Below are 25,147 nucleotides of genomic sequence, written 5' to 3'. Positions count from 1 at the left end.
TTCAACCAAACCAAAACCTGCGCCCCGATTTTACAAGAGATGGGGCGAAGGCTTCAGCCTTCTTGGTGAATCTTGCACAACCTTAGCAGGCTAAAGCCTGCGCCCCAAATCTTTTGCCCCTAAAACCTGCGACTCAGTTTTGCAAGATATGTGGGGCGAAGGCTTCAGCCTTCTTAGTGAATCTCGCACAACCTCAGCAGGCTAAAAAGCCTGCGCCCCAAATCTTTTGCCCCTAAAACCTGTGACTAAGTTTTGCAAGATATGTGGGGCGAAGGCTTCAGCCTTCCTATTGAATTTTTCACAACCTCAGCAGGCTAAAAAAGATAAATGGGGCGAAGGCTTCAGCCTTCCTGGTGAGTTTTGCAAAGCCTTGGCAGGCTAAAGCCTGCGCCCCGAATCTTTTGCCCCTAAAACCTGTGACTAAGTTTTGCAAGATATGTGGGGCGAAGGCTTCAGCCTTCCTGGTGAGTTTTGCACAACCTTAGCAGGCTAAAGCCTGCGCCCCGAATCTTTTGCCTTTAATATCTGCGTCTCGGTTTTGTGAGATATGTGGGGCGAAGGCTTCAGCCTTCCTTTTGAATTTTTCACAACCTTAGCAGGCTAAAGCCTGCGCCCCTATTCTTTAGCCGGTAAAAACCAGCGCCTTGGTTTTGCAAGATATGTGGGGCGAAGGCTTCAGCCTTCCTTTTGAATCTCGCACAACCTCAGCAGGCTAAAGCCTGCGCCCCATGTTTGTTTTTTTGCTATCTCTAACTTATTGAGTTAAAGCTTCTAAGGCTTGGATGGTGGCTTTGAAGGTGTTGTGATATTGTTCAAGCAGTCCTGGCGTTGGGCGTGATTTGGTTTTTAACAGCGCATCTATTTCGGTAGATAAGTTGCACAAGGGCGTTGCTGCTAGGGTGCAGGTCACGCCTTTTAGGGTGTGGACTTGGAGTTGGGCAATTTTCCAGTCTTCTTCACTGCTATTGCCATTTAAGGCTTTTAAAGCCGCCATGAGCGGATCACATTCTGCGGTGAGTTGTTCTAATAAACGCCCTAACAATAGGTCATACATGGATTCATTGCCATCGAGCATTTTAATGCCCAAATCACGGTCAATAAACATTGGTTCATTGGTGGGGTTTGTTGCTTCGGTGTTTTCTATCGCAGCGTCTAACGCATCCGCTGGCACATCTTTGGTTTCGGGCGGGTGTTCAACCTTTAATTCTAACCAATTCACCAGCACTTCTTCTAACTTATCAGACTCAATGGGTTTTGAAAGATGGCCGTTCATGCCCGCATGAATCGCCAGTTCACGGTCTTCGTTACGCGCCGCCGCCGTGAGTGCAATGATGGGAATTTTTTTATTAAACTCTCGAATGGCTTGGGTGGCTTCATAACCATCCATATTCGGCATTTGAATGTCCATTAAAATCAGGTCATAGGTGCCCGTTCTGGCTTTTTCGACCGCCTCTAAGCCATCATTTGCAAGGGTGACTTTTAGGCCATATTGTTTGAGTTTGGCTTTAACGACTTCTTGGTTGATGTCATTGTCTTCGGCCACCAAAATTTGCCCTTTAATGCTGGTTAAGCTGTCTTTAGGGCGTGGTTTGAAAGTGGGGATCACCGAGCTTTCTGCCAGAGGCAATTCAAAGTAAAACACCGAACCTTCATTAGGGGTACTGTTGAGTAAAATTTCTTTGCCGCCCATACCTTGCACCAAGCGTTGGCTAATCGCCAAGCCCAGCCCTGTGCCACCCACTTTGCGGGTATGCGAATTGTCGACCTGCTCAAACGGTTGGAACAAGACTTTTTGACTATGAGAGTCGATGCCCACGCCAGTATCTTTAACGCAGAATCTCACCATCGAAAAGTGTTCGTTAGGTTTTTGGCAACTGACCGTTAAGGTGACTGAGCCTTGGTCGGTAAACTTAATGGCATTGCCAATCAGGTTGGTCAGCACTTGGGTTAAGCGCAGTTGGTCACCAAAGTACGCGGGCGAAATTTTATTGGCAATGATAATTTTAAATGCGATGCCTTTAGACGATGCCATGTTGTCAAAAAACTGTTTTAAACTGTCAAAAACCTGATGCATATTCATTGGGCGCGATTCAAATTTCATTTTGCCGGCTTCTATTTTGGAGAAGTCCAAAATATCGTTAATGATATGGAGTAGGTGTTGCCCCGATTTAAAAATCTTTTCATGATATTGTTGGGTGACGCTTAATTTGGCTTCATAAGCGCCCATTTCGCTCAGCCCTATAATGGCATTTAACGGGGTGCGAATTTCGTGGCTAAAGTTGGCCAAAAATTGATCTTTGGCTTTATTGGCTTCTTCAGCGTGTTCCTTAGCCGTGCGTAATTCATTAAAGTTGCGAATAGATTCGGTAATGTCTTGGTTAATCCCCACCATTTTTTCTGCTTCGCCAAAAGTACCAAAAACGGGTTTTGCCAGTGCTTGAATATGGCGGATTTCGCCATCGGGTTTACGCACACGAAAGACTTGGTCGTAGTCCTCGCCCGTGGCAATAGAATATTGCATTAGGGTTTGTGAAACCTCTAGGTCTTCTGGTAAAACGGCACTTTGCCAAACGCCTATCAGGTTGTCTTTAATATTTTTATCCACGCCATAAATGAGATACATATTTTCATCCCAGCTTAAATCACCCGTGGTCAGGTTAAAGTCCCAAACCCCCATTTTTGAAGTTTTGGTAGCGAGCAATAAGCGTTGAGAAATCAGCTTGAGTTCTTCTTGAACCTTTTTATCTCTTTGGTAAGCTAAAGCGAGTTTTTCTTTTTCATCTTCCACTTCAAGCTCTTTGGCAAAAACTTGCTTCACCGTACGCACCAAAAAAGCTGCGCCTAAGAGTAAACTGAGTAAAACAATGACGGCATTAATCCATAAATATTGAATGGCTTGAGCATAAGTGGCTTTGGCATGGGCGGCATATTCGGCGGTGCGCTCGGCAATGTGTTTAACCAGCAACTCTCTAGCTTGCAAGGCTGGCGCATCATCCACCTTAACGATGGCATCTATTTCATCAGAGTTTTTGCCGGCCATAATCATGGGAGAAACTTGGTAGTATTTTTGAATATATTCATCAAAAGTATCATTCAGTTGCTTAACCGCTTGCTTGTCTTCTTCGCGATGCATGAGGTTGTCTAAGCGTTGAATAGCGCCGGTGAGGTCTTTGATATTGTTTTGAATGGCTGAGTCATAGCGCGCATTGTCGCGTCTTAAGACCAGATTTTTAAAGTTATGAATAAAGCCACCATAGCCGGTTGTGCGATTAATCTCAGCCAAAGCGTTGTTGATTTGGGCCGTTCTTTCAGATTGCGTTTCCCAAGTTTTTTGCACAGTTTGAAAGCGTTCAAATGCTAAAAAAGCCAAAACAAAAATCACGCCTAACATGATAGAGGTCACAATATAAATCAATGATATTTGGCTTTTAAACTCAGGTTTGTATTTCAATCTATGCATGGCGCAATCTCTGTGGGATTTATATTGTATTTTTATATCGTATTTATTAAGTATTTAATTCAGTGGCGTGATTAAAAACAAAGACCTTTAGTATAAGTTATGTAGAACAGCAAAACCATCAATTCCTATTGTATAAATAATGATTTAATTATATTTAAAAAATCTTATGATTCAGATTGTACTGAAAAAGCACAAAACGCCCCCAAATTTGACCAGGCCTGGTTAAAAAGACCCAAAAATTGCCGTTTGGGCAGGGTTAAAAAGGGTTAAATGTATTGGATGAGATTATTTGGCATCAGTTAAGGTTATTGCCATATTTTGTAGTGGTGTTTGAGTTTAAAATAATTGTTATTCAGCATCAAAAAATGTCCCTTGCCCTAATTCAAATTTTGTCCAAAAAGGAAATTCTCTCATGAAAAAATTAGCTTTAATTTCTGCCTTGTCTGCCACCGTATTTTTATGGGGCTGTAGTGAAACCCCCAAGCAAGAAGACGAGGCAGCAGCGGCAACACCAGTCTTTGATTGCGTGTTCCCAAATTCTAAAGAAGCCGCGCCGGGATGGATTTGTGACGAACCTGTGCCAGGTATTGAAGTCAGTGCCGTGGGCATTGCCGAACCTTCTAAGGCAGGGTTAAGCTATATGAAAGATATGGCCGCCACAGATGCGCGTGGGCGTTTGGCGGAACAAATGCAGGTGCAAGTGCAAAAAATGGTCAAACAATACTTGGGTACCACTGGTGTTGCAGACACTGAAACCGTCGATGCCGCCGCCAGCTCAACGATTAAAACCATTGCCAATCAAACCCTGACGGGGTCTAAAATTTATAAAACCCGTACTGGCCCAGATGGAAAATTGTATGCTTTGGTAGGATTTGATGCGGCTTCAACCGCTAAAATTGCCGAAAATGCCGTGAAAACCTCGATGAAAAATGACCAAGCCTTATGGCAGCAGTTTCAAGCCCAAAAAAGCTTTGACGAAATGGCCGCGGGCATTGCTCAGCAAGCAGCACAATAAAGGTTAATGCAAAGCTGTGGGGCGCAGGCTTTAGCCTGCTGGGGTTATGCGTTTGGTAAAAGAAGGCTAAAGCCTTCGCCCCGAAACTTGCCAAACTGTGGGGCGCAGGCTTTAGCCTGCTGAGGTTGTGCGTTTGGTAAAAGAAGGCTAAAGCCTTCGCCCCGAAATTTGCCAAACTGTGGGGCGCAGGCTTTAGCCTGCTGGGGTTAAGCGTTTGGTAAAAGAAGGCTAAAGCCTTCGCCCCGAAACTTGCCAAACTGTGGGGCGCAGGCTTTAGCCTGCTTCATAAATACCCCAAAATCTTTGGTGTGCATCGGTTAGCCCCGCTTTGATGGCATTGTTTTTAATGTATTCGTAAGTAATATCAAAGTGTTTTTGGTTGCGAATGGCTTTATCAAAATAACTCTTTTCCCAAAAATGTCCCTGCTGTTTTAGCATTTTATTAATCATTAAAGTGCTACTACCTTTTAATTTATGCATTATTTGGGTAGTCGTTTGTTTTTGCTGAAAAAGTATATGAACATGATTTGGCATAATACTGACGGCAATTAAATGATAATAATCAGGTTCTAGCGACTTTACGGACTGCATTAATTGTTCTAGTACATCACCATTCAAATAACGACCTAAAAGAGATTGATCACAATAATCATCAATGAGCGTTTGTTTTTGAGAGCTGCTCAAATTTGGGCTTAAATGCAAACGCTCTTGATAATCTTCGATGCTGGCTTGGGTACGGAAAGTAACAAACTGAAAAGATTCCAATTCACTGAAGTGCACTAAACTTTTTCGCATATTGCTGGCTCTTGATAAACTGAACAAAACAAAGAAGGCTAAAGCCTTCGCCCCGAACTTGCCAAACTATGGTGCGCAGGCTTTAGCCTGCTCGGGTTGTGCGTTTGGAAAAAGAAGGCTAAAGCCTTCGCCCCTAATCTTGCACAACAGTAGGGTGAATAGTTTTAGTCAATCCAGTTTTGAAGCCGTAAGCCTTCAACTCGCTCAAACTCTTTTAGGTTATTACTCACAAGAATTGCACCCATACTTCTGGCATGACCAGCTATATGCAAATCATTAACACCAATCGGTTTGCCTTTTTTCTCTAAATCTGCCCGAATCTCACCATAATGCGAAGCAGCTTTGTCGTCATAGTTGAGCACATCTAATCGACTGCAAAAATCTTCAACTGCTTTGAGGTTTTTGGCAAGATGTTGGCTTTTTTCAACGCCATGCAAGAGTTCAGCAAGTGTAATAGAGGAAATGGCGATATGACCTGCCGCCTCATTAAATTTTTGTAAAACTTCTATGGGTCGGCGTTTGATGACATAAATACATATGTTGGTGTCCAATAAATATTTAATCATCAAAAGCTTCTCTTGGGCTTTCGGTTTGTTGGGCACGCTCATTCAAAAAATCATCTGAAACAGCGGTTTCTGGATTTAAAAAGAAACTATCCCAAGTGTTTTCAAGTGGGCAAATCACGCGTTCTTTACCAACTGCGCGCACAACCACTTTTTTAACGGAGCTGGGAAAGCGCACGGCAACAGGTAAGCGAACGGCTTGGGTTTTATTATTTTCAAAAACGGTTGCATTAATCATGATAATCACCTTCCTCAATGGCTAACGATAAAAGTATATACCAATAATATATACCAAGAGGCTTTCAATCTCAAGGTTGTTGATGGGGTTTAAGGGCTTGTTGGCAGTTTTAAGAAATCATCGATAACATCGACAAGATGCCTAACAACACTAAACCATAGAAAATGGCGGTGACCCAAATGACCCAAGTATGAAAGCCTCCCACGGCTTGCATGGCTTGTATTCTGGCGTCTGGGTCGGCATGACTGCGTTCAATTTCTGCTTTTAAAGTGGCATAGCGTTTTACCACAAAATATGGTGAAGTACCGCCCATGACGATCATCAATATCAGCCCGCCAAACGGGATGACATTGACCAAAATCCCCAGAATAAACGCAACCAATGCTTCTAAATAGGCTTTGCGATACAGTAAAAAAGCAAAGCCGCCACCAAAGCCCCACCAACTCCAAAACCATTTGAGTTGCGGCTGTCCAGAACCGGTTAAGTTCATGGTTTGATAGGCGTTTTGATAATAACTGAGCTTGTCTAGTTTTTGCACAAACGCATTCAGCATTGCCGTTTCATATTCTGTGGGATTTGTTGGCATGAGAGCGCCTTATTTTTGGGTTAGGGATTGAAGGTGGCGACAGGTATCTTGACAGCTTTGTGGGCGTGCAAAGTAATAGCCTTGATAGATGTCGCAGCCTAGAGTTTGCAGTTTTAGCATTTGTTGTTCGGTTTCGACACCTTCTGCCACCACGGCTTTGCCAAGGGCGTGTGCCATATAGATAATGGCACTGACAATCGCTTCATCATCTTCACTGGTGTCTAGGTCATCGACAAATTGTTTGTCAATTTTGAGGATATTGCTGTGCAGTTCTCTGAGCGCCACCAGTGACGAATAACCTGTGCCAAAGTCGTCAATCGCAATGCTGAGCCCTTGGTTTTGCAGTTTGCTTAAAGCGTCTTTAATGGTGTCGCTCAGATTGGCATAGGCGGTTTCGGTGATTTCGAATTCTAGGTCGGTTAAGGCCATGTTGAGTTGTAAAACCACCTCAATAAAGCGTTCAAATTTGTGCACATTTGACAGCTGGCAACCCGAGAGATTGATGGAAATACGCCCTTTTAACCCCGCCGCTTTGAGTAGCGGTATGTCTTTGGCCAATTGTTCTAATTGCCAAAGTCCAATGGTTTGCAGGTAGTTGCGTTTTTCACTCATGGGTATAAAAATATCTGGACGACTGAATTTGATCAGGCTTTCATCTTTTGGATGCCAGCGTAGCAACATTTCTGCGCCATCTATCTGCTGATTTTTGGCATCAAATTTCAGTTGGTAATGCAGGCTAAATTCTTGTTTATTTAAAGCCTGCGTTAAGCCATTAAACAGCTTGAGATCGTCATTAACCTTGTCAATCATCGACAATTCATAAAACACAAAGTTGCCACGCCCTTGGTTTTTGGCTTCGTAGAGCGCTATGTCGGCTTGCGAAATAATGTTGTCAATTTTTAACCCACTATTGCACAGGGTAATGCCTATGCTGGTGTTGGATTTAATGTGATGATTTTTAATTTTGAAAGGGGTTTTAAAGGTTTCAATAATGCGCTCGGCAATCTTAAGCGCATTGATGCCACCCAGGTCATGGGGGATTAAAATGGCGAACTCATCCCCGCCAATGCGTGCAAAGGTGTCGGCTGGGCGAATAATATTTTGAATGCGCCCAACGATGCCTTTTAGCAATTCATCGCCAATGGGGTGGCCTAGGCTATCATTGACTTCTTTAAAGTGGTCTATGTCGAGTAACATTAATGAAGCGCGTTGCGCCAAGTTGTTTTCGTCTTGTATTTCTGCGTGCAGATTGCGCATCAGTTGGCGGCGATTGGGCAGGCCTGTTAAAGGGTCATGATAGGCAAGGTGTTTGATTTTGTTTTCTTGTTCTAAGCGCTTTGAAATATCGTGAAAAGTCACCACCGAGCCAATGATTTCACTGTTTTTGAGCATGGGCGTGCTCCAATACTCTATGGCAAAGGATGAGCCATCTTTTCGCCATAACACTTCGTCTGTGACATGATAGTTTTCGCCTGTCTTAAGGGGTAAAGACATACGGCAGTCTTGTGCGTGAATGTGGTTGCCATCTCCGTCTGAGTGGTGAATTAACTCATGATTGGCTTTGTCAATAAGTTCGTCTTGTTCGTAACCCAACATTTTCAAAGCGGCGGGGTTAACAAAACTGGTGTGCCCTCTGCTGTCTATGCCCATAATGCCTTCGGTAGAATGTGCCAACAACAGTTGGTTCATTTCTTGGGCATTGAGGTAGGCGGTCATATCAATCAGATAGCCATAAATATTGATGGGCTCACCGAGCTCATTGTATTCCACCTGGGTATAGTCGTAAAAACTGCGATAACTCCCGCTCTTGGTTTTGATGCGGTAATACTGTTCAAAATGATCTCGCTGTTCGGCCAAATACTGACTGACTTCTTTGCCGACGCGTTCAGCATCTAAATCATGAATCAGCTCAGAAAACCTAAAATCGGGCGCGCGCAAATCTTCTTGGGTATAGCCCAGGTTTTGAGTGACATTTTTAGAGGCATAGACTACCGGCCAGCCTTCCACCGGTTGCCATTGTAAAATGGTGGTGGGGCCACCGGTAAATAGGTTGCGCTCCAATTCCAAAGCGTGTTCGGTGGCTTTGCGGTCGCTGATGTCGTCAATGACCCAAGTAGCACCTTCGGCGATGCTGTTAGCGTCTGCATGAATGGCTTTACCGCTGATACGACACCAAATCAGTTTGCCAGACTTTTTGCGCATGGGGTATTCAATGTGGAGCGCATTTTTTTGCGGTAATTGCGAAAAATACGCCAGTCCAAACTTTAAATAGCTTTTGTGACTTTCATGAATGACTTCAACCGATCGCCCCAGGACTTCAGCTTCTAAGTCGTAACCAAAAATGGTTAAAAAGCGTTGATTGACTCGGGTAATGATGCGATTTTGGTCAACATTAAAAATGCCAACTTGCGAATTGTTAAAAATAGCCTGCAGCTCGTCTTTGTGTTGACGCAGTTCACGCATGGCTTGCACGCGCTTTTCTATTGGGGTAAAAACCCCCACCATGAGTTTTTGATGGGCAATTTCTAAAATATTGACATTGATTTCAACATGGGTGTGGCTGCCATCGGCATGTAAAGCAATGTTTTCCATGCCTTCAACTTGACCTTGTTTTTCGAGTTGTTGGCGATGTTTGATAAAGGTATCTTTATCTGCCTGGTTCATGATGGGCGGATGGAGGATTTGTTGAGATTTTCCGACCACTTGCTCAGTGGTGTAACCAAATAAGCGTTCAGCCGCTTGATTCAAAAAGACTAAATTACCCGTATTGAAATCAACCAATACCATTGCGCTGGGCAAGGGGGCAAGATGGTTCAAAAATTGGCTTAGGGCTGGATTCGTCAAATTTGGCTTCCATCGGTAAAAAATTGATATAACTCAGCAACTGTGCAAAAGTCAAAGCTCAGAAATTTTATTCTACGCTAAGCAACCGCTTGATTCATCATAAAAATAATGGTCACTACGCCTAAAAAATACGCAATAAGGGTGGTTTTAAGCATTAACCGATTGGCTTCACGAGAATTCCAGTGCTCAAAACCTGGGCGTTTACGCAAATAAAAAAAGCCGAACCATAAGGCGCCCAGTCCTGCAAATAACAGCAACATCCCCACAATTAATACACTTAACATGTTTAGTTTTTCCTTGTTGAGTGGTGGTTTATCTTAAAAGTTTAGCTCCCAAAAGCCTTAATTTTTGACCCTTAGGGTGCGCAAATTGGTCTAATTCTAAAAAAATTGCGTTATGATATAACGACTTAATTTCAATGAGCGATTGTTTAATGCTGACTCGACGCCAGTTTACTAAAAATCTTTTTGCATTATCTGCCTTATCCAGCGTTCCTTTATTAAGCAGTTGTGAGAAAACTGGCGCTTTAAGAATCGGGATTCATCCTTGGGTGGGTTATGAGTCGCTGTATTTAGCCGAAGAAAGTGGCGAACTCCCCAATAAAGTCAAGCTGGTGAAAACGCAGGGTAATGCTGAAAACTTGGCACTTTTAAGCACCGGTGAAATTGATGGCGGTACTTTTACGGTCGATGAAGTTTTATTGGCCAGAAGTCAGGGAATTCCTCTGGTCATCGTCATGTTGTTTGATATTTCGGCGGGTGCAGACCAGGTGCTCACCAAAACGGGTGGGCCGATTAAAGCGGGTAATACGGTGGCTTATGAGCCGTCTGCGGTTGGCACCTTGTTGTTTTATTTGGCTTTAGAACGCCAGGGGTTAACGCCTAAGGATGTATTTGGGGTGCGTTTGGCGCCGAGTTATCAACTAAACTCTTGGCTGGGCGGCGAGTTAGATGCCGCCATTACATATGAACCCCATGCGTCTAAATTAAAAGCCGCGGGGGCTAAAGAGTGGATTAACAGTCGGCAATTTCCAGATACCATTACCGATACCCTAGCGGTTAGAGCCGATCGTTTGCCTCAATTTGAACTCACGCTGCGTGAACTGATCAAAACCCATTTTAAAATCATCGAAGCCATGCGCATTAACCCCGATAACTATTTGTATCGCATTGCCAGCCACCAAGAAATTACCTACAACCAAGCCAAACAAGGGCTGGCAGGCATTATTTTGCCCAGTATTTTGCGAAATTATGAGTTGCTTGCGGAGCGCTCTGGGTTTAGAACACGCATTGCTGAAATTAATATTTTAATGACCGAAGAAAAACTCATCCCCCAAGCGGATAACCTAGAAAACTTAATTTTAACGGATTATTTGCCCGTGCCGGCAGGAGCCTAAATTGTATTTAAAGAGGTTGATGCAAATTGGTTTGTTACTGGCATTAATGGGCATAAGCTCGTTAAGTGTTGCCGAACGCACGCTTAATTTGGGTATTTACGCCCATTTAGACGAAGCCAGTATGCATCAAAAATATGGTCCTTTGGTGGACTATTTAAATGCTGCTTTGCCAGGCATCCACATCAATTATCAAGTTTTACCCGCCAAAGAATTGCGTGAGTCGATTCACAAAAACCAATTTGACCTCTTATTTACTAACCCCAGTCTGTATCAAATTATTCGCTACGAAAATAGTTTAGGCGGTGCAATCGCCACGGTGCAAACCTTGCATCACGGACAAGCGGTTTCTAGCTTAGGGGGCGTTATTTTTACGCGTGCAGATGCTGGGTTAAAAACGCTAAAGCAGTTAGAAAAACAAACCGTGGCAGTGCCTGGTTTTTCAAATACCGGTGCTTATCGAATCCCTTTATATGAGCTTTTTCATCAAGGTGTTAACAAAGAAGCCATCTCTTTTATAACGGTGGGCAATAACGATGATGTGGTGCGTGCAGTCCTAGAAGGCGTGGCCAAAGCAGGATTTGTGCGCACCGGTATTTTAGAAAGTTGGTTTAAGCAAGGGCAGCTAACGCCTGCGGACATCACAGTGCTCAATCAAAAAAAATTGGGCAGTTTTCCTTTTTTACTCTCTACCGACCTTTTCCCCGAATGGCCATTTTTTGCCTTATCTCATGTGTCGGATAAAGATATCAAAGCCTTATCGGTTGCCTTGTTTAATTTAAAAGCCAGTGACCCAGCCGCCAAAGCCGCCGGCATTGCAGGGTTTGTGCCGGCTTTGGATTATTTGTCGTTTGAAACCCTTTTAAGAGAATTACATTTATATCCGTTTGATGTGAAACCCGAGTTTAGCTTAAAAGCTTTTTGGCAGGTGTATGCTTTGGAAATTAAGGCGGCCTTGGCAGCGGCGATTTTGGTGCTGGTTTTGCTGGTGCTCAGTGGCTGGTTGTCTTTTAAATTGAAAAAAACCGCGCAAAAAGCCAAACAAGAGTCTGAAAGGGTGCAGTCTTTTATTGAAGCCACGCAATCAGGTACCTGGGAATGGCAAGTAGAAACGGGCGAGGTTTGTTTTAATTACTATTGGGCGGCGTCCTTGGGTTATGAGCTCACTGAACTCAAACCGCATGTGGAGACTTTTTTTGAACTGATTCATCCCGATGATTTGCCCAGAGTGCAACAGGCTTTGACGGAACACTTTAGCGGTGCCAAAAATATTATGGATATTGAAGTGCGCTTGCGCCATAAAGATGGCTCCTGGCGCTGGATGTTAGATCGTGGGCAAGTGTTGGTTTGGAATGAGCAACACCAACCCTTAGTCATGTCTGGCACTCATACCGACATTACCCAGTCCAAGCAACAACAAATGGCGTTGCAACGCAAAGCCGACCGAGATGCCGTGTTTTTGGAATTACCCTATTGGCTGGAAAAACATAATGAAGCCGAATTTTTACAAGCCATGTTGGATCGTTTAGAAGACTTAACCCAAAGTGGAGCGTCTTTTATCCATGGCTATGAAGAAGCCACCGACACGATTCATTTATTGAGTTGGTCACGCCGCACGCTTCAAACCTATTGCCACATGGATAAGATGAGTATGCATTATCCGCTCAAAGACGCGGGCATTTGGGCAGATTGTGTGCGTCAAAAGCGCGCCATCATGGTCAATGATTATGAATCGGCGCACAGCGACCATAAAAAAGGCTTTCCAGAAGGGCATGCCCAGTTAGAGCGGTTTTTAACAGTACCGGTTTTTGATAAGTCTCAGGTGGTGATGCTGTTGGGGGTTGCCAATAAACCAGAACCTTATAACGCTGAAGATGTTGAAGATGTACAGCTCTTAGGCAATGAGGTTTATCGGTTATTACAAATATCGCGTAACCAGCAAAAACTGCAGCAAGCCGCCAATGTCTTTAAGTTTTCCCAAGAAGGGATAGTGATGACCGATGCCTCGGTGAACATCGTGGAAATGAATGCCACCTACCTAAAAATGTGCGGTTATCGTCGTGAAGAGTTGCTGGGGCAAAATCCTCGCATACTCAGCTCGGGTCGCCAAGATGCCATTTTTTATGCGCAAATGTGGAAGGAAATTTTTGATGAAGGTTTTTGGAAAGGCGAAATTTGGAATCGCCATAAAAGTGGCGCAGTTTATCCACAGTTGGCGCACATCAGTGCCGTTAAAAACGCCGAGGGTCATGTTACCCATTATATAGGGTTGTTTTCGGATATCTCGACCCAAAAAAATCAACAAGCCGCGCTTGAAAAAATTGCCCATTATGATGCCTTAACCCAACTACCCAACCGCACTTTACTCACCGACCGCTTGGAGCAAGCCATGGCACGCGCTAAGCGCAATGGCAAAATGCTGGCGGTCGGGTTTATGGATTTGGACGGCTTTAAAGAGGTGAATGATACCTATGGCCATGAAGCGGGCGACTATTTGCTGGTGGCTTTGTCTAAACGCTTTCAAAAATTATTACGCGCCGAGGACACCATTGCCCGTTTAGGGGGGGATGAATTTGTGTTGGTCATTGTCGACCTAGTGCGCGCCGAGCAAGTCAAAGGCTTGTTGCAACGCATCCTAGAAGAAACCTTGGTGGCGGTGCATTATGAAGGCGCTCAGTTACAGGTGTCGGTGAGTATTGGGATCAGTTTTTACGCCCCAGAAACCGATTCGCACCTAACCTTTGATATGCTCAATGATTTAGATGCTGATCAACTGATTCGACAAGCCGATCAAGCCATGTATCGGGCGAAAAACTTGGGCAAAAACCAAGTGGTGGTGTTCCAAGACCATTTCTCCAATGTGATTAATGAGGGTAATTTATCCAAAGAAGTGTCGGCGGCCTTAGATAACCATGAATTTTGCTTGTATTACCAGCCTAAAGTGAATTTAAGAAAAGGCAAAATTGACTCTTTTGAGGCACTTATTCGGTGGCAACATCCGCGCAAGGGTTTTTTAACGCCACAACATTTTTTGGAGGGCATTACCAGCCCAGAAGTCAAAATTAAAATGAGTTTTTGGGTCATCAGAAGCGTATTAAAGCAGATGTTGGTTTGGCAAAAGTTTAGCAATAGCTCGTCAGACTTTGCCGATGTTTTATTGCAAAAAATGGTGCAAGACCCTAGAGATTTCAGCATTTCGGTGTTTGCGGATATGCGTGTCAGCGTGAATGTGGATGCCGTGACGCTGGAGCATCCCGAGTTTGTGTCTCATTTAAAAGTCTTATTAGATGAGTTTCCGCAAATTCACCCCAGCTTTTTAACGCTAGAGATTTTAGAGTCTTCAGCGTTACAAGACATCAAACAAATTTCGAGTGTGATTATGGCTACCCGTGCTTTAGGGGTAAATTTTGCGATTGATGATTTTGGGGTGGGTTATGCGTCGTTGCATTATCTGCGTGACTTGCCGGTACATGAGTTAAAAGTGGATCAAACTTTTATTTCAACCTTGTTAGAACAATCGCAAAGTTTGAGTATTTTAGAAGCCATTTTGGGGATGAGTGAGGCCTTTGCCCATCAAGTCATCGCCGAAGGGGTCGAAACCCCTGAGCATTGCAAAATCTTGCAGCAACTGGGCTATGAGTTGGTGCAAGGTTATGCCATCAGCCGTCCTATGCCCGCCGAAGCGGTGGTTGAATGGATTGAAACCTGGGAGCCTGATCCCAGTTGGGCAAATAATTCCCCGCTTTCTCGAGCAGGGCGCTCTTTATTGATTGCCATGATTGAGCATCGAATTTGGGTGGATCAGTTGCAAAAATGGGTGCTCGAAGCTTCAAGCAAATTGCCGGAGTTAAATGCCGTCCATTGTCGATTTGGCGAGTGGTTTAGTTTGCAGTCGCCCAAATTATTAGACAAAAAAATCAATCGACAGCTCCTTAACGATATTCATCTTCAGCACTTGGAAATTCATGCCAAGGCTAATCAATTGGTAGAAATGGTGCGCCAGAAAGACTCTGAAAAAGTGCAAACTCATTTGAGCGAGCTTTTAGTCATGCGAGATAACATTTTGGCGGCACTGGAAGCGGTTGCCATAAAACTGCCCTAACTATTTATTGCCGTTAAACAATTTGTAAACAATCTTTTAAGTTTGTTTACAAGGTACCTTTCACTTTCCCTTAACCCTTGATAAATAGGTTTGATTCCGTTTTAGGCAACCTTTGGTTTAAACTAAATTTCTTGCTGTTATTTTCTGAATAAGAAGGCTAAAGCCTTCGCCCCAGCATTTTGATCATTTTGAGATCATTTTTGACAAGCGTTGGGGCGCTGGCTTTAGCCGGCTTTAATTCCAAAGGGCAATTGCTACGAGGGCTGTGTCATGTTTCGATTACTGTGTGTTTGGGTGCTGGCAGGGTTGCCTTTAGTAAGCCTAGCGGCAGACAATTTACCCAGTTTGGGAGTTTCGAAGCAATTCGTTTGCCCTATGCACCCACAAGTGGTTCAAGACCACGAAGGCACTTGCCCGATTTGCGGTATGGATTTGGTGTTGCAAGACATTCAAGCCTCTGAGCAAGCGCCCACCTTGAGTGTGCAAGGTGGCTCGGGTGCTACGCAACTAGGCTTTGGCGTGCGTACGGCTCAAGTGCAAAAAACCACCTTGTGGAAATACATCGAAACCTTTGGGCGTGTGCAAGCAGACGAAACTCGTGTGATTCACATTCACCCGCGTTCTGCCGGATGGGTGAGTGATTTGGGGGTGCGCAATGATGGTGACTTTATTGAAAAAGGTCAGCTGCTGTATCGTTTGTATTCTCCCGAAATCGTCAGTGCGCAACAAGACTATATTTTAGCCCTGCAAAATGCACAACGCGCCACTTCATCAGCCGCCCAACTCACCGCCAAATCAATCGTCAATTCTGCGCAAACGCGTTTAACCTTGTTGGGCGTAGATGAGGCCACGCAAGCCAAAATTGCCAAACAAAAACAACCGATTCATCAAATTCCCATCTACGCTGAACAATCGGGTGTGGCGGAACAGTTGGTGGTGCAAAACGGTATGTATGTTGAACCCGAAACCGAATTGATGAGCTTAACCAACCTAAAACAGTTGTGGATAGTGGCTGAAGTCTTGCCGTTACAGCAGGCCTGGTTAAAAAAAGGCTTAACGGTTGATTTGCGCACCGCCAGTTTGCCCAAAGCCAACTGGGAAAGTGAGATTGACTATATTTACCCCACCTTAGACTATCGCACCCAAGCCACGCGAGTGCGCATTCCGTTTGACAATCGCGCCAATGAACTCAGCCCCAATCAATTGATGCAGGTGATTATTTATGGCGGCCCTAAACGCCATGTGTTGGCAATTCCGTTGAGTGCGGTGATTGATGATGGTCGAGAAACCCGAGTGGTTAAGGCTTTTAAAGATGGTCAATTTCAAGTGGTCACGGTGAAAACCGGTATGCAAACCGCAGGCCTGGTTGAAATTGAGTCTGGATTGGACGAAGGCGATCGCATCGTCACCTCGGGGCAGTTTTTATTAGACTCGGAAAGCCAAATTCAAAAAAATCTGCAAAGTCTGCAAGCGCCCGCTGCGTCCTCCTCGTCATCCAATGGTGTCGCAGATCATGCTGCGCACCATCACTAGGGGCAGATGATGATAACTCAAGTGATTCACGCCAGTATTCAACACCGTTTTTTGGTGTTGCTGATGAGTATTATGCTCGGCGTTTGGGGCTGGAAATCTTGGCAACAGATTCCGCTAGATGCCATTCCCGATTTGTCTGATGTGCAAGTCATTATCAAAACGCCTTATCCCGGGCAAACCCCACAAGTGGTCGAAGACCAAGTCACCTATCCCTTGACCAGTTTAATGATGTCTGTACCCAAACTCAAAGCGGTGCGTGGTTACTCACTGATGGGCGACTCCTATGTGTATGTGTTGTTTGAAGAAGGCACCGACCCTTACTGGGCGCGTTCGCGGGTGTTGGAATATCTCAATCAAGTTAAAGGCCAACTGCCTGCCAATGTGCAACCGGCTTTAGGCCCAGATGCTTCGGGTGTGGGTTGGGTGTATCAATATGCCTTGGTGGATAAAACCCAGCAACATGACTTGGCACAGTTGCGCAGTCTGCAAGATTGGTTTTTAAAATACGAATTGCAAGCCGTACCTGGGGTTGCCGAAGTGGCGGCAGTGGGTGGGTTTGTGCGCCAATATCAAGTGGTGGTTGATCCCAACTTGCTGCGGGGTTATGGCATTTCTTTGAGTCAAGTGCAAACCGCTTTACAACAAAGCGCCGTGTCGTTGGGTGCGTCAGTGATTGAGCAGGGTGAGGCAGAATATCGGGTGTCGGTCAAAGGCTATGTTACGCAATTGTCTGACCTAGAAGCCGTGCCCGTTGGTGTGATCAGTGCAAACAAAACGCCCTTATTGCTTAAAGATATTGCACAGATTCAAATGGGTGCCGAATTGCGCCGTGGCGTGGCGGATTTAAATGGCGAAGGCGAAGTGGTTGGTGGCATAGTGGTGATGCGTGCTGGCGAAAATGCCCTGCAAGTGATTGAGTCGGTGAAAGCAAAAATCGCGCAAATTCAACCAGGCCTGCCTTCGGGTGTGGAATTGGTTGAGGTGTATAACCGCGCAGGACTCATTCAAGATTCGGTTGCCACGCTCACCCATAAATTGTGGCTCGAAATGCTGGTGGTCGCCTTAGTTTGTTGGGTGTTTTTATTGCATTTTCGCTCGGCATTGGTGGCCATCGTGTCTTTACCGTTGGGGATTTTGGGCGCGTTTATCCTGCTAGAAAACCTGGGGGTGACCGCCAATATTATGAGCTTGGGCGGTATTGCGATTGCCATAGGTACCATGGTGGATGCGGCGATAGTGATGATTGAAAATGCCCACAAACATCTTGAAGCCCACCATCAACAAACCGGCACTATGGCGCAGGGCGCCGAGCACTGGCGGCTAATTGCCAAGGCCGCCAGCGAAGTCGGTTTGCCGTTATTTTTGTCTTTGCTGATTATTGCGCTGAGTTTTTTGCCCATTTTTGCCCTGCAAGAACAAGCCGGAAAATTGTTCAGCCCGTTAGCGCTCACCAAAACCCTAGCCATGGCGGTGGCCGCTGGGTTGGCCATTACTTTAGTGCCAGTTTTGATGGGCTTTTTCATTCGTGGCAAACTCCCCAATGAGCAACACAATCCACTCAATCGCTTTTTGCAAGCTGGTTATCGTCCGTTACTGACAGCGGTTTTAAATTGGCCAAAAACCACGGGATTGCTGGCGCTGTTATTGATGGCAAGTGTGCTTTATCCTGGGCAAAAAATCGGCTCGGAGTTTATGCCAAAACTGGATGAGGGCGATTTGCTCTATATGCCGACCACCTTGCCGGGCATTTCAATTGGCGCAGCCACCGCGCTGTTGCAACAAACCGATGCCCTGATTAAAACCCTGCCCGAGGTGGAAAGCGTTTTTGGCAAGGTTGGGCGTGCAAACAGTGCGACCGACCCAGCGCCTTTGACCATGCTCGAAACCACCATTCAACTCAAGGATAAATCCTTATGGCGTGAAGGCTTAACGCTGGCAGATTTAATTCAAGAACTCAATCAAACGGTGCAAGTTCCAGGTTTGGCGAATGCTTGGGTGCAACCGATTAAAACTCGGATAGATATGCTGTCCACCGGCATCAAAACTCCCATTGGCATTAAGATTTCGGGTGATGATTTGGCAGACATTGAAAAACTCGGGCAAACGGTTGAGTCCTTAATTAAGCCTTTGGCAGGGGTGCGTTCGGTGTTTTCAGATCGGGCGGCCAGTGCCCGTTATATTGACATTACGCCCAATCGTGCAGAGGCGGCGCGTTATGGATTAAGTGTGGGGCAGATTAATCAAATCATTGCCAGCGCAGTGGGTGGTCAAGTGATGGCCACAACGCTGGAAGGACGCGAGCGCATCAGTATGCAAGTGCGCTATCCGCAAGTTTGGCGCGACTCGGTTGAGCAGTTGCGTTTATTGCCCATCGTGAGCGATATGGGGGTGCAGTTGCAATTAGGGCAGGTGGCGGATATTGAGATTCGGCTGGGCGCACCGATGATTCAATCGGAAAACGCGCGTTTAAATGCTTGGGTGTTGGTTGATTTGCACGAGGGCGTTGATTTGCTGAAGTTTGTGGAAAATGCCCAAGCGGTGTTGGCCGACAAACTCGACTTGCCTAAAGGCATGAGTGTGGATTGGGCGGGGCAGTATGTGTCTTTTCAAAAAGCCCAACAAACCCTCACCGAACTGGTGCCCTTGGTACTGATGTTAATCGTGATTTTGCTGTATTTTATTTTTAAAAATTTCGGCGATGTTTTGCTGGTGTTAGGTGTTTTACCCTTTGCACTCTTGGGGTCTGTTTGGGTTTTGTGGGGCTTAGGATTTGATTATTCGATAGCCGTTGGCGTGGGAATGATTGCTTTATTGGGCGTGGCGGCAGAATTTGGGGTGGTCATGCTGATGTATTTAAACCAAGCCCTCACCGAGGCCAAACAAGCAGGGCAACTCAATACCCGTCAAGATTGCCAGCGTGCCGTTATGCAAGGTGCGGTATTGCGCTTGCGCCCTAAAACCATGACGGTCAGCGTGATTGTTTTAGGTTTGCTACCCATTTTTATCACCGGTTACACCACCAACACCACGGGGCTCGAAATGATGCAACATATCGCTGCCCCGCTGTTAGGCGGTATGCTCAGTGCGCCTTTGGTGTCTATGTTGTTGATTCCGCTCATCACCTATGTGCGCTATGGGCGACACTTGCCAGCCGAGGTGCGTTGATGTTGAGCTTTAAAAGCGTGTTATCCAGAGTTGTCTTATTAACGGGCGTTTTCAGTGCCACGCTTTGGGCGCAAACCCCCGTTGTTACTTGGCAAGACTTAGCAAGCAAAACCCTGGCAAACCATCCCGACAGTCAATTATGGGCAGCGCAAACCGCTGGGGCCCAAGCTCAGCAAGCCAATGCGGCGGCTAAAAATCAGCCACAAGTGAAGCTGCAATCCGAACTCAGTTATGCTTGGATGCAACAAAACAACTTTGCACGCACCGCCAATCAAGTGCTGGCAACCTATCCGCTCTATGCGCCAAACTTAAGTGCAGAACAAACCGTCACCGATTGGCAAGCCCAAGCGCAACAGGCGCAGGTTTTAGCAGAGCAACAAACACTGCTGCTGAGTTTGGCAAAAGCAGTGGTGGCACAGCGCATTTTAGCAGCGCAATTTCAATACTTAACCCAAGAGCGCGAAGCCATTCGTGAATCTTTGGCGCAGGTAGAACAGCGTTTTCAAGTGGGTTATCAAGACTTAAATGATGTGGTCGAAATGCAGGCGCAAGCCGACAATAATCAAGCCGCTTGGCTGGCTGTGCAACAGCAACAAGCCCAAGCCTTGGCTGATTTAGAAGCCTTGCTTGGCGAACCTATTTCGGCAGACGCTTTGGCGCAGTTAAACAGTTTGCCCATTCAACCTGATGCCTATCCACCAGCGCAATGGCCAACCTTGTTGGGATCACATCCTCAGGTGCAAGTTTTGCAAGCCTTATGGCAAGCCAAAAGCCATGAGCAAACCCAACTTAAGACACAAGATGGCCCGCAGGTGAATGCGTTTGGCGCTTATGTGTATAACGACAGCCAGCAACACTTTTATGACGATATGCAGGGCGTGCGCGGCGGGGTGTTATTAACTCTGCCGCTTTATTTGGGGGGCGCCACGGATGCCAAAATTGCGGGTGCCAGAGCACAAGCTCAAGGGTTATTGGCGCAAAAACAGGCCAAACAGTTAGAACTCAATACCACCGCTCAAAAAGCTTGGTTGGCTTTGCAGGCCGGGCAAGCCAGATTACAAGCATTGCAAGCGGCGCTGGTGTCCAATCAACAGGCAGTTAAGGCGGCAGAAGAAGGGCTTAAAACCGGTTCGCGTTCTGTTTTAGAAGTGCTGAGTGCTCAAAGTCGGTTGTATGCTGCGCAGCGCGCCCTGCCGACATTACAAGCGCAAATCCAACTCGACCAACTGACAATGCTTTGGGCTTTAGGACGATTGGATGTGAACAATTTGGCGCACCCAGAGACGGATAAAAAATAACCAAGCATTTAGGTTGGTTTTTGTTTAAACTTATTTTGAATAACCATTTAAACCACAAAGGAGACAGCCATGTCGAATCAATCTAGAAGAAACTTTTTAAAGATGGCCGGCGCTGGCATTGCTGCCCTAGCAACCGGCCAAGCGCTTGCCTCTGAAAACCCTTTTGGTTTTCAAAAAATCGCTGGTCAAGGACAGCAACTTGCAGCCATGGAAGGTAAGTGTGGTGAAGGAAAATGCGGTGCCAAAATGCAAGAAGAAGGCAAGTGCGGTGGCAAAAAAGACGAACATCACGACCACGATCATGACCACAAAATGGACGAAGGTAAGTGTGGTGGCAAAATGAAAGACGAAGGTAAGTGCGGCGCTAAAATGAAAGAAGGCAAATGCGGTGGACAAAGCTAAAGCCTGCCCATCCTTGAAGCGACACTAAATTCTCCTAAAACCGCTTTAAAACCCAAAAAGGCAGGACAAGCTCCTGCCTTTTGCGTTTTAATGATTTTTCTTGAATTGTCAGGGTTGTTTTTATTGATAAATCCGCTATGATTGTTTTAACATTGTTATTACTTCGGGGCGAGATATGCAAGCAACCATTCGAAAAATCGGTAACTCTAAAGGTATTATTATTCCAATTGCCTTACTCAATCAATTACAAATAGAAAGTGAAGTTGAACTGACGGTGCAAGACAATTGCTTGTTAATTCAACCCGTGGCCACGCCTCGCAAAGGTTGGTTTGATGGCTATGATGTGACTCAAGATGATGAACCCTTGGCAAAGATGTCGGACTTGCCCTCTGAAGAAGAGGATTGGGTATGGTAAAAAGAGGCGATGTTTATTGGGTCTGTTTAGACCCAACGGTAGGTTCTGAAATTCAAAAAACACGCCCTTGCTTGGTGATTTCTCCAGATGATATGAATCAAGTTTTACCCAGAGTGATTATTGCGCCTATTACTTCTAAAGGTCAGTCATTAGGGTGTCGTCCAGAATGGACTTTTCAAGGTAAGTCAGCTCGAATTTTGCTTGACCAAGTGCGCACGGTTGATAAACAGCGGTTAACAAAAAAAATGGGCAGTATTCCTTTGGAAGTTTGGCACAAAACTTTGCTACAAATGTTTGCCTAATATGCCTAATAGGTTGGAGTGATTGGAATTAAGAAGTTGAGCGGAGTTTTATGAGTCAAAGTATTCAAGGTGCTGGATTAGGGTTGCGACGCGATTTTTTTGAGGAAATCCTCACAAATCCCGATTTCAAAATCGACTTTTTAGAAGTTGCCCCCGAGAACTGGTTGCGTTTTGGCGGTCGTTTGGGGCGCGAGTTGCGAACCTTGTCGGAGCGTTATCCTTTTGTGTGTCATGGTTTGTCATTGGATTTGGGCGGGCCACGTGCGTTGGACGAGGCTTATTTGCATGAGTTAAAAGGTTTTTTAAACGAGCATGAGGTTTTGTTTTATACCGAACACCTCAGCTACTGCGGCGACTCAGGGCATTTGTATGATTTGTTGCCCATTCCCTTTACCGAAGAAGCGGTGCATTATGTGGCCGAGCGCATTCGCCGAGTGCAGGATATTTTGGAGCGCCCGCTGGGGATTGAGAATGTGTCGTTTTACTTGATGCCCAGCACGGAACTGACCGAGGTCGAGTTTGTGAATGCGGTCTTGTCTGAGGCGGATTGCGGCCTGATGCTGGATGTGAATAATATTTATGTGAACAGCATTAACCACGGCTATGATGCCTTGAGTTTTATGCAAGCCATGCCAACGCAGCGTATTCAATATCTGCACATGGCTGGCCATTTTGATGAGGCCGACGATTTAAAAATAGACACCCATGGTGAGCCGGTTAAAGCCGCCGTTTGGGATTTGTTGGACGCAACCTATGAAAAACACGGCTTGCAACCCACCTTGTTAGAGCGTGATTTTAACATTCCGCCCCTGCCTGAATTGATGCAAGAAGTGGCACAGATTCAACAAGCGCAACAGGCTTGGAGAAGCGCGCATGAATAAGTTGCCCGCGTTTCAACAACTGCAAAACGCTTTTACCCAAGCGATTCGCGCCCCTGAAAAAGTCGATTTTTCAGTCCAAAAACAACCAGGCCTGGTTAAATTTACCCCAGAAAAACGCCGTTTGGACATTTATCAGGCGTTGTTTTTTAACAATCTACTGGGGTTTTTTAACAGCCTGTTTCCCATCTTATCCAAACAATTGGGCGAGCAGCGTTGCCAAGCGCTCGTGCGCGCATTTATGCAACAACATCACGCGCAAACGCCCTTGTTCCATGAATTGGGGCAAGAGTTTTTGGCCTTTCTGCAAACCGAATATCAACCCACAGCGGATGACCCTGCCTATTTACTAGAGTTGGCGCATTACGAATGGGTGGAGTTGGCAGTGAGTATTGAACCGCAAGAAGGGCCGTTGAATGATGAGGATTGTTTGCTAGATTGGCAGGCAGTGTATCAATTATCGCCGGTGGCTTGGCCCTTGGCCTATGAATGGCCAGTGCATGAAATGCAGGCGAGTGTGATGCGTGACAAGCCCGAATGGCCGAGCTTTTTATTGGTGTTTAGGGATGATGAAGATGCGGTACAGCAAATGGTGTTGTCGCCTATTTTGTATGAAATGCTCTTAGGTTTTATGGACAACCAAACCCAAACGGCAGCGCAAGTATTGAGCGCCTTAGCAGCGCAAGTGGGTCAGCCGCTGGAAGATTTACAAGGTTTTGCTGAGCCGATTTTGCAGCAATTTATCGAACAAAATTTATTAGGATTTGTAGAATAACCTCAAACGACCAAAGGAAAATGTATGAGTGAAGTCAAAGTGTCATCTAGTTCAACCCTAACCCTATTAAGCCGCTTTCCGTGGATGTTGTTGCTAATCGTATTTTTACTGGGTGCAGAGTTTTTGGAACTGCCAATGACAGGAACCACCGGCTATGTGTTTATTGGTTTTGCCGTGGCGATTATGTTTATAGAAATTTTTAAATCGAGTGATACCGGTGCCATGGGCTTTTTTCTGGACCAGTTTTGGGCAGTTTTGTCTTTGGTTTTGGCAACAGGATTATTGAGTTACTTATGGTTTACCGAAGGCAAAGAACCGTCCTTTTACCATTGGCTAGGATTTGCCATGATTGTGGCAGACGCCTTGCTCAGTCCATTAAATGCTTATCGCACAGCCTTACGCAATTTTGATGTGCCAGGATAAGTAGTTAGCTATTATGAATGAAATAAATGTCAACGACCTGAGTATTCAAAGTCGAATTTTTAACATTCGCAACGCCCAAGTCATGGTTGATCGTGATTTGGCGGAATTGTATGGTGTTGATACTAAACGCCTTAACGAGCAAGTAAAAAGAAATTTGGCTCGTTTCCCTGATAGCTTTAGGTTTCAGCTTACGATACAAGAAAAGAATGAACTGGTCGCAAATTGCGACCGGTTCGATTCCTTAAAACATTCTAGCGCATTACCTTATGCTTTTACCGAACAGGGCGTGTCGATGTTGAGCGCAGTGCTGAAAAGTGATGTCGCGATTGCCATGAGCATCAGAATCATTGAAACTTTTGTATCCATGCGACGCTTTATGAATCAGAATGCTTTACTGTTTGAGCGCATGGACGCCATAGAGCGTAAACAATATCTCACCGACACCAAAGTTGATGCCATTTTAGATGCTCTAGAGTCAAAACAGCCAACGCCTGTTCAGGGCATATTTTGCAATGGCCAAATATTTGATGCTTATGCCTTTGTCAGTGATTTAATTCGAAGTGCTAAACAGCGAATTGTACTTATAGATAATTATATTGATGAAACAACCTTAACGCTGTTGAGCAAAAATCAACAAGCACAAATTACCATTTATACCCAGTCTATTAGCAAACAGCTGGCTTTAGATATTGCTAAATACAATAGCCAGTACAGCCCAATTAATGTTAAAGAGCTGAAAACGGTTCATGATCGTTTTTTGATTTTAGACGATGAGCATTGCTATTTGATTGGTGCCAGCCTAAAAGACTTGGGAAAAAAGCTGTTTGGCTTTTCTAAGATGGATAAGTTTTTTATCCAGTATTTGGCGTTGGATTAGGATTTAAAAAGAGAATTTAGGCGTTAGGTCAGAGCTGTATGATCTAATCGAGTAGCATAATTTTGATGTGCCAGGATAAAACC

Annotated in this window: 20 protein-coding genes; 13 read left to right on the top strand and 7 right to left on the bottom strand. The window is 45.2% G+C overall.

The window, feature by feature from the left end; all coding sequences use genetic code 11:
* Positions 1-754: 754 nt before the first annotated feature.
* Entirely contained in the window at positions 755-3,460 is a 2,706-nt protein-coding gene (locus THMIRH_RS11905) for a response regulator (RefSeq protein WP_173292306.1), read from the bottom strand.
* Positions 3,461-3,872: 412 nt separating this feature from the next.
* Between THMIRH_RS11905 and THMIRH_RS11900 the strand changes: the two genes are divergently transcribed.
* Positions 3,873-4,475: an LPP20 family lipoprotein gene (locus THMIRH_RS11900; RefSeq protein ID WP_173292305.1), complete on the top strand. Its 603-nt coding sequence runs from the start codon at positions 3,873-3,875 to the stop codon at positions 4,473-4,475.
* A gap of 273 nt (positions 4,476-4,748) precedes the next feature.
* On the opposite strand, the gene THMIRH_RS11895 is transcribed toward THMIRH_RS11900, so the two are convergent.
* The 6 genes from THMIRH_RS11895 to THMIRH_RS11870 all read right to left on the bottom strand — a co-directional run bounded on the left by THMIRH_RS11895 (position 4,749) and on the right by THMIRH_RS11870 (position 9,785).
* Positions 4,749-5,270, bottom strand: a complete 522-nt coding sequence (locus tag THMIRH_RS11895) for a transposase (protein WP_173292304.1) — start codon at positions 5,268-5,270, stop codon at positions 4,749-4,751.
* A gap of 164 nt (positions 5,271-5,434) precedes the next feature.
* The gene (gene vapC, locus THMIRH_RS11890) at positions 5,435-5,836 is read right to left on the bottom strand and encodes a type II toxin-antitoxin system tRNA(fMet)-specific endonuclease VapC (RefSeq protein WP_173292303.1); all 402 of its coding nucleotides are present in this window, start codon (positions 5,834-5,836) and stop codon (positions 5,435-5,437) included.
* Positions 5,829-6,071 (bottom strand): type II toxin-antitoxin system VapB family antitoxin, encoded by a 243-nt coding sequence (vapB, locus tag THMIRH_RS11885; RefSeq protein ID WP_194240842.1) that lies wholly within the window; start codon positions 6,069-6,071, stop codon positions 5,829-5,831. Before vapB ends, vapC begins: the two co-directional genes overlap by 8 nt.
* Before the next feature lie 109 nt (positions 6,072-6,180).
* Positions 6,181-6,657, bottom strand: a complete 477-nt coding sequence (locus tag THMIRH_RS11880; RefSeq protein ID WP_173292302.1) for a hypothetical protein — start codon at positions 6,655-6,657, stop codon at positions 6,181-6,183.
* 9 nt (positions 6,658-6,666) lie between these two features.
* Positions 6,667-9,501 carry an EAL domain-containing protein gene (locus tag THMIRH_RS11875; protein ID WP_173292301.1) on the bottom strand — a complete coding sequence of 945 codons (2,835 nt, stop codon included), beginning with the start codon at positions 9,499-9,501 and terminating at the stop codon, positions 6,667-6,669.
* A gap of 77 nt (positions 9,502-9,578) precedes the next feature.
* A complete protein-coding gene (locus tag THMIRH_RS11870) occupies positions 9,579-9,785 on the bottom strand; it encodes a hypothetical protein (RefSeq protein WP_173292300.1) in 207 nt (68 codons plus the stop codon).
* 134 nt (positions 9,786-9,919) lie between these two features.
* Here THMIRH_RS11870 and THMIRH_RS11865 point away from each other — a divergent pair, with 134 nt between their 5' ends.
* The 12 genes from THMIRH_RS11865 to THMIRH_RS11810 all read left to right on the top strand — a co-directional run bounded on the left by THMIRH_RS11865 (position 9,920) and on the right by THMIRH_RS11810 (position 25,064).
* Positions 9,920-10,897: an ABC transporter substrate-binding protein gene (locus tag THMIRH_RS11865; RefSeq protein ID WP_173292299.1), complete on the top strand. Its 978-nt coding sequence runs from the start codon at positions 9,920-9,922 to the stop codon at positions 10,895-10,897.
* A gap of 1 nt (position 10,898) precedes the next feature.
* Positions 10,899-14,996 carry an EAL domain-containing protein gene (locus THMIRH_RS11860; protein WP_173292298.1) on the top strand — a complete coding sequence of 1,366 codons (4,098 nt, stop codon included), beginning with the start codon at positions 10,899-10,901 and terminating at the stop codon, positions 14,994-14,996.
* Positions 14,997-15,266: 270 nt separating this feature from the next.
* The gene (locus THMIRH_RS11855; protein WP_173292297.1) at positions 15,267-16,529 is read left to right on the top strand and encodes an efflux RND transporter periplasmic adaptor subunit; all 1,263 of its coding nucleotides are present in this window, start codon (positions 15,267-15,269) and stop codon (positions 16,527-16,529) included.
* Between the two features lie 6 nt (positions 16,530-16,535).
* A complete protein-coding gene (locus THMIRH_RS11850; protein ID WP_341829832.1) occupies positions 16,536-19,694 on the top strand; it encodes an efflux RND transporter permease subunit in 3,159 nt (1,052 codons plus the stop codon).
* The gene (locus THMIRH_RS11845; RefSeq protein ID WP_173292295.1) at positions 19,694-20,992 is read left to right on the top strand and encodes a TolC family protein; all 1,299 of its coding nucleotides are present in this window, start codon (positions 19,694-19,696) and stop codon (positions 20,990-20,992) included. The genes THMIRH_RS11850 and THMIRH_RS11845 overlap by 1 nt, the downstream gene beginning before the upstream one ends.
* A 69-nt stretch (positions 20,993-21,061) precedes the next feature.
* Positions 21,062-21,394, top strand: a complete 333-nt coding sequence (locus THMIRH_RS11840; protein ID WP_173292294.1) for an HvfA family oxazolone/thioamide-modified RiPP metallophore — start codon at positions 21,062-21,064, stop codon at positions 21,392-21,394.
* A gap of 175 nt (positions 21,395-21,569) precedes the next feature.
* Positions 21,570-21,809 (top strand): AbrB/MazE/SpoVT family DNA-binding domain-containing protein, encoded by a 240-nt coding sequence (locus THMIRH_RS11835; RefSeq protein WP_173292293.1) that lies wholly within the window; start codon positions 21,570-21,572, stop codon positions 21,807-21,809.
* A complete protein-coding gene (locus THMIRH_RS11830) occupies positions 21,803-22,111 on the top strand; it encodes a type II toxin-antitoxin system PemK/MazF family toxin (protein ID WP_173292292.1) in 309 nt (102 codons plus the stop codon). Before THMIRH_RS11835 ends, THMIRH_RS11830 begins: the two co-directional genes overlap by 7 nt.
* Positions 22,112-22,161: 50 nt before the next feature.
* The gene (locus THMIRH_RS11825; RefSeq protein WP_173292291.1) at positions 22,162-22,992 is read left to right on the top strand and encodes an HvfB family MNIO-type RiPP peptide maturase; all 831 of its coding nucleotides are present in this window, start codon (positions 22,162-22,164) and stop codon (positions 22,990-22,992) included.
* Complete coding sequence (locus THMIRH_RS11820; protein ID WP_173292290.1) at positions 22,985-23,764, top strand: HvfC family RiPP maturation protein; 780 nt, start codon at positions 22,985-22,987, stop codon at positions 23,762-23,764. The genes THMIRH_RS11825 and THMIRH_RS11820 overlap by 8 nt, the downstream gene beginning before the upstream one ends.
* Positions 23,765-23,788: 24 nt before the next feature.
* Positions 23,789-24,187, top strand: a complete 399-nt coding sequence (locus THMIRH_RS11815; protein ID WP_173292289.1) for a hypothetical protein — start codon at positions 23,789-23,791, stop codon at positions 24,185-24,187.
* A 13-nt stretch (positions 24,188-24,200) separates the two neighbouring features.
* Complete coding sequence (locus THMIRH_RS11810; protein ID WP_173292288.1) at positions 24,201-25,064, top strand: ORF6N domain-containing protein; 864 nt, start codon at positions 24,201-24,203, stop codon at positions 25,062-25,064.
* Positions 25,065-25,147: the final 83 nt, after the last annotated feature.

The sequence above is a fragment of the Thiosulfativibrio zosterae genome, assembly GCF_011398155.1.
GTDB lineage: Bacteria > Pseudomonadota > Gammaproteobacteria > Thiomicrospirales > Thiomicrospiraceae > Thiosulfativibrio > Thiosulfativibrio zosterae.
Note: the sequence above shows the minus strand (reverse complement) of the source record. Positions and strands in the feature narration are given on the sequence as shown.

Excerpts from the sequence above, each read along its gene's own strand:
- THMIRH_RS11905 (WP_173292306.1), bottom strand. The coding sequence starts at position 3,460 with ATGCATAGATTGAAATACAAACCTGAGTTTAAAAGCCAAATATCATTG.
- THMIRH_RS11900 (WP_173292305.1), top strand. The coding sequence starts at position 3,873 with ATGAAAAAATTAGCTTTAATTTCTGCCTTGTCTGCCACCGTATTTTTA.
- THMIRH_RS11895 (WP_173292304.1), bottom strand. The coding sequence starts at position 5,270 with ATGCGAAAAAGTTTAGTGCACTTCAGTGAATTGGAATCTTTTCAGTTT.
- vapC (WP_173292303.1), bottom strand. The coding sequence starts at position 5,836 with ATGATTAAATATTTATTGGACACCAACATATGTATTTATGTCATCAAA.
- vapB (WP_194240842.1), bottom strand. The coding sequence starts at position 6,071 with ATGATTAATGCAACCGTTTTTGAAAATAATAAAACCCAAGCCGTTCGC.
- THMIRH_RS11880 (WP_173292302.1), bottom strand. The coding sequence starts at position 6,657 with ATGCCAACAAATCCCACAGAATATGAAACGGCAATGCTGAATGCGTTT.
- THMIRH_RS11870 (WP_173292300.1), bottom strand. The coding sequence starts at position 9,785 with ATGTTAAGTGTATTAATTGTGGGGATGTTGCTGTTATTTGCAGGACTG.
- THMIRH_RS11865 (WP_173292299.1), top strand. The coding sequence starts at position 9,920 with ATGAGCGATTGTTTAATGCTGACTCGACGCCAGTTTACTAAAAATCTT.
- THMIRH_RS11855 (WP_173292297.1), top strand. The coding sequence starts at position 15,267 with ATGTTTCGATTACTGTGTGTTTGGGTGCTGGCAGGGTTGCCTTTAGTA.
- THMIRH_RS11850 (WP_341829832.1), top strand. The coding sequence starts at position 16,536 with ATGATGATAACTCAAGTGATTCACGCCAGTATTCAACACCGTTTTTTG.
- THMIRH_RS11845 (WP_173292295.1), top strand. The coding sequence starts at position 19,694 with ATGTTGAGCTTTAAAAGCGTGTTATCCAGAGTTGTCTTATTAACGGGC.
- THMIRH_RS11840 (WP_173292294.1), top strand. The coding sequence starts at position 21,062 with ATGTCGAATCAATCTAGAAGAAACTTTTTAAAGATGGCCGGCGCTGGC.
- THMIRH_RS11835 (WP_173292293.1), top strand. The coding sequence starts at position 21,570 with ATGCAAGCAACCATTCGAAAAATCGGTAACTCTAAAGGTATTATTATT.
- THMIRH_RS11830 (WP_173292292.1), top strand. The coding sequence starts at position 21,803 with ATGGTAAAAAGAGGCGATGTTTATTGGGTCTGTTTAGACCCAACGGTA.
- THMIRH_RS11825 (WP_173292291.1), top strand. The coding sequence starts at position 22,162 with ATGAGTCAAAGTATTCAAGGTGCTGGATTAGGGTTGCGACGCGATTTT.
- THMIRH_RS11820 (WP_173292290.1), top strand. The coding sequence starts at position 22,985 with ATGAATAAGTTGCCCGCGTTTCAACAACTGCAAAACGCTTTTACCCAA.
- THMIRH_RS11815 (WP_173292289.1), top strand. The coding sequence starts at position 23,789 with ATGAGTGAAGTCAAAGTGTCATCTAGTTCAACCCTAACCCTATTAAGC.
- THMIRH_RS11810 (WP_173292288.1), top strand. The coding sequence starts at position 24,201 with ATGAATGAAATAAATGTCAACGACCTGAGTATTCAAAGTCGAATTTTT.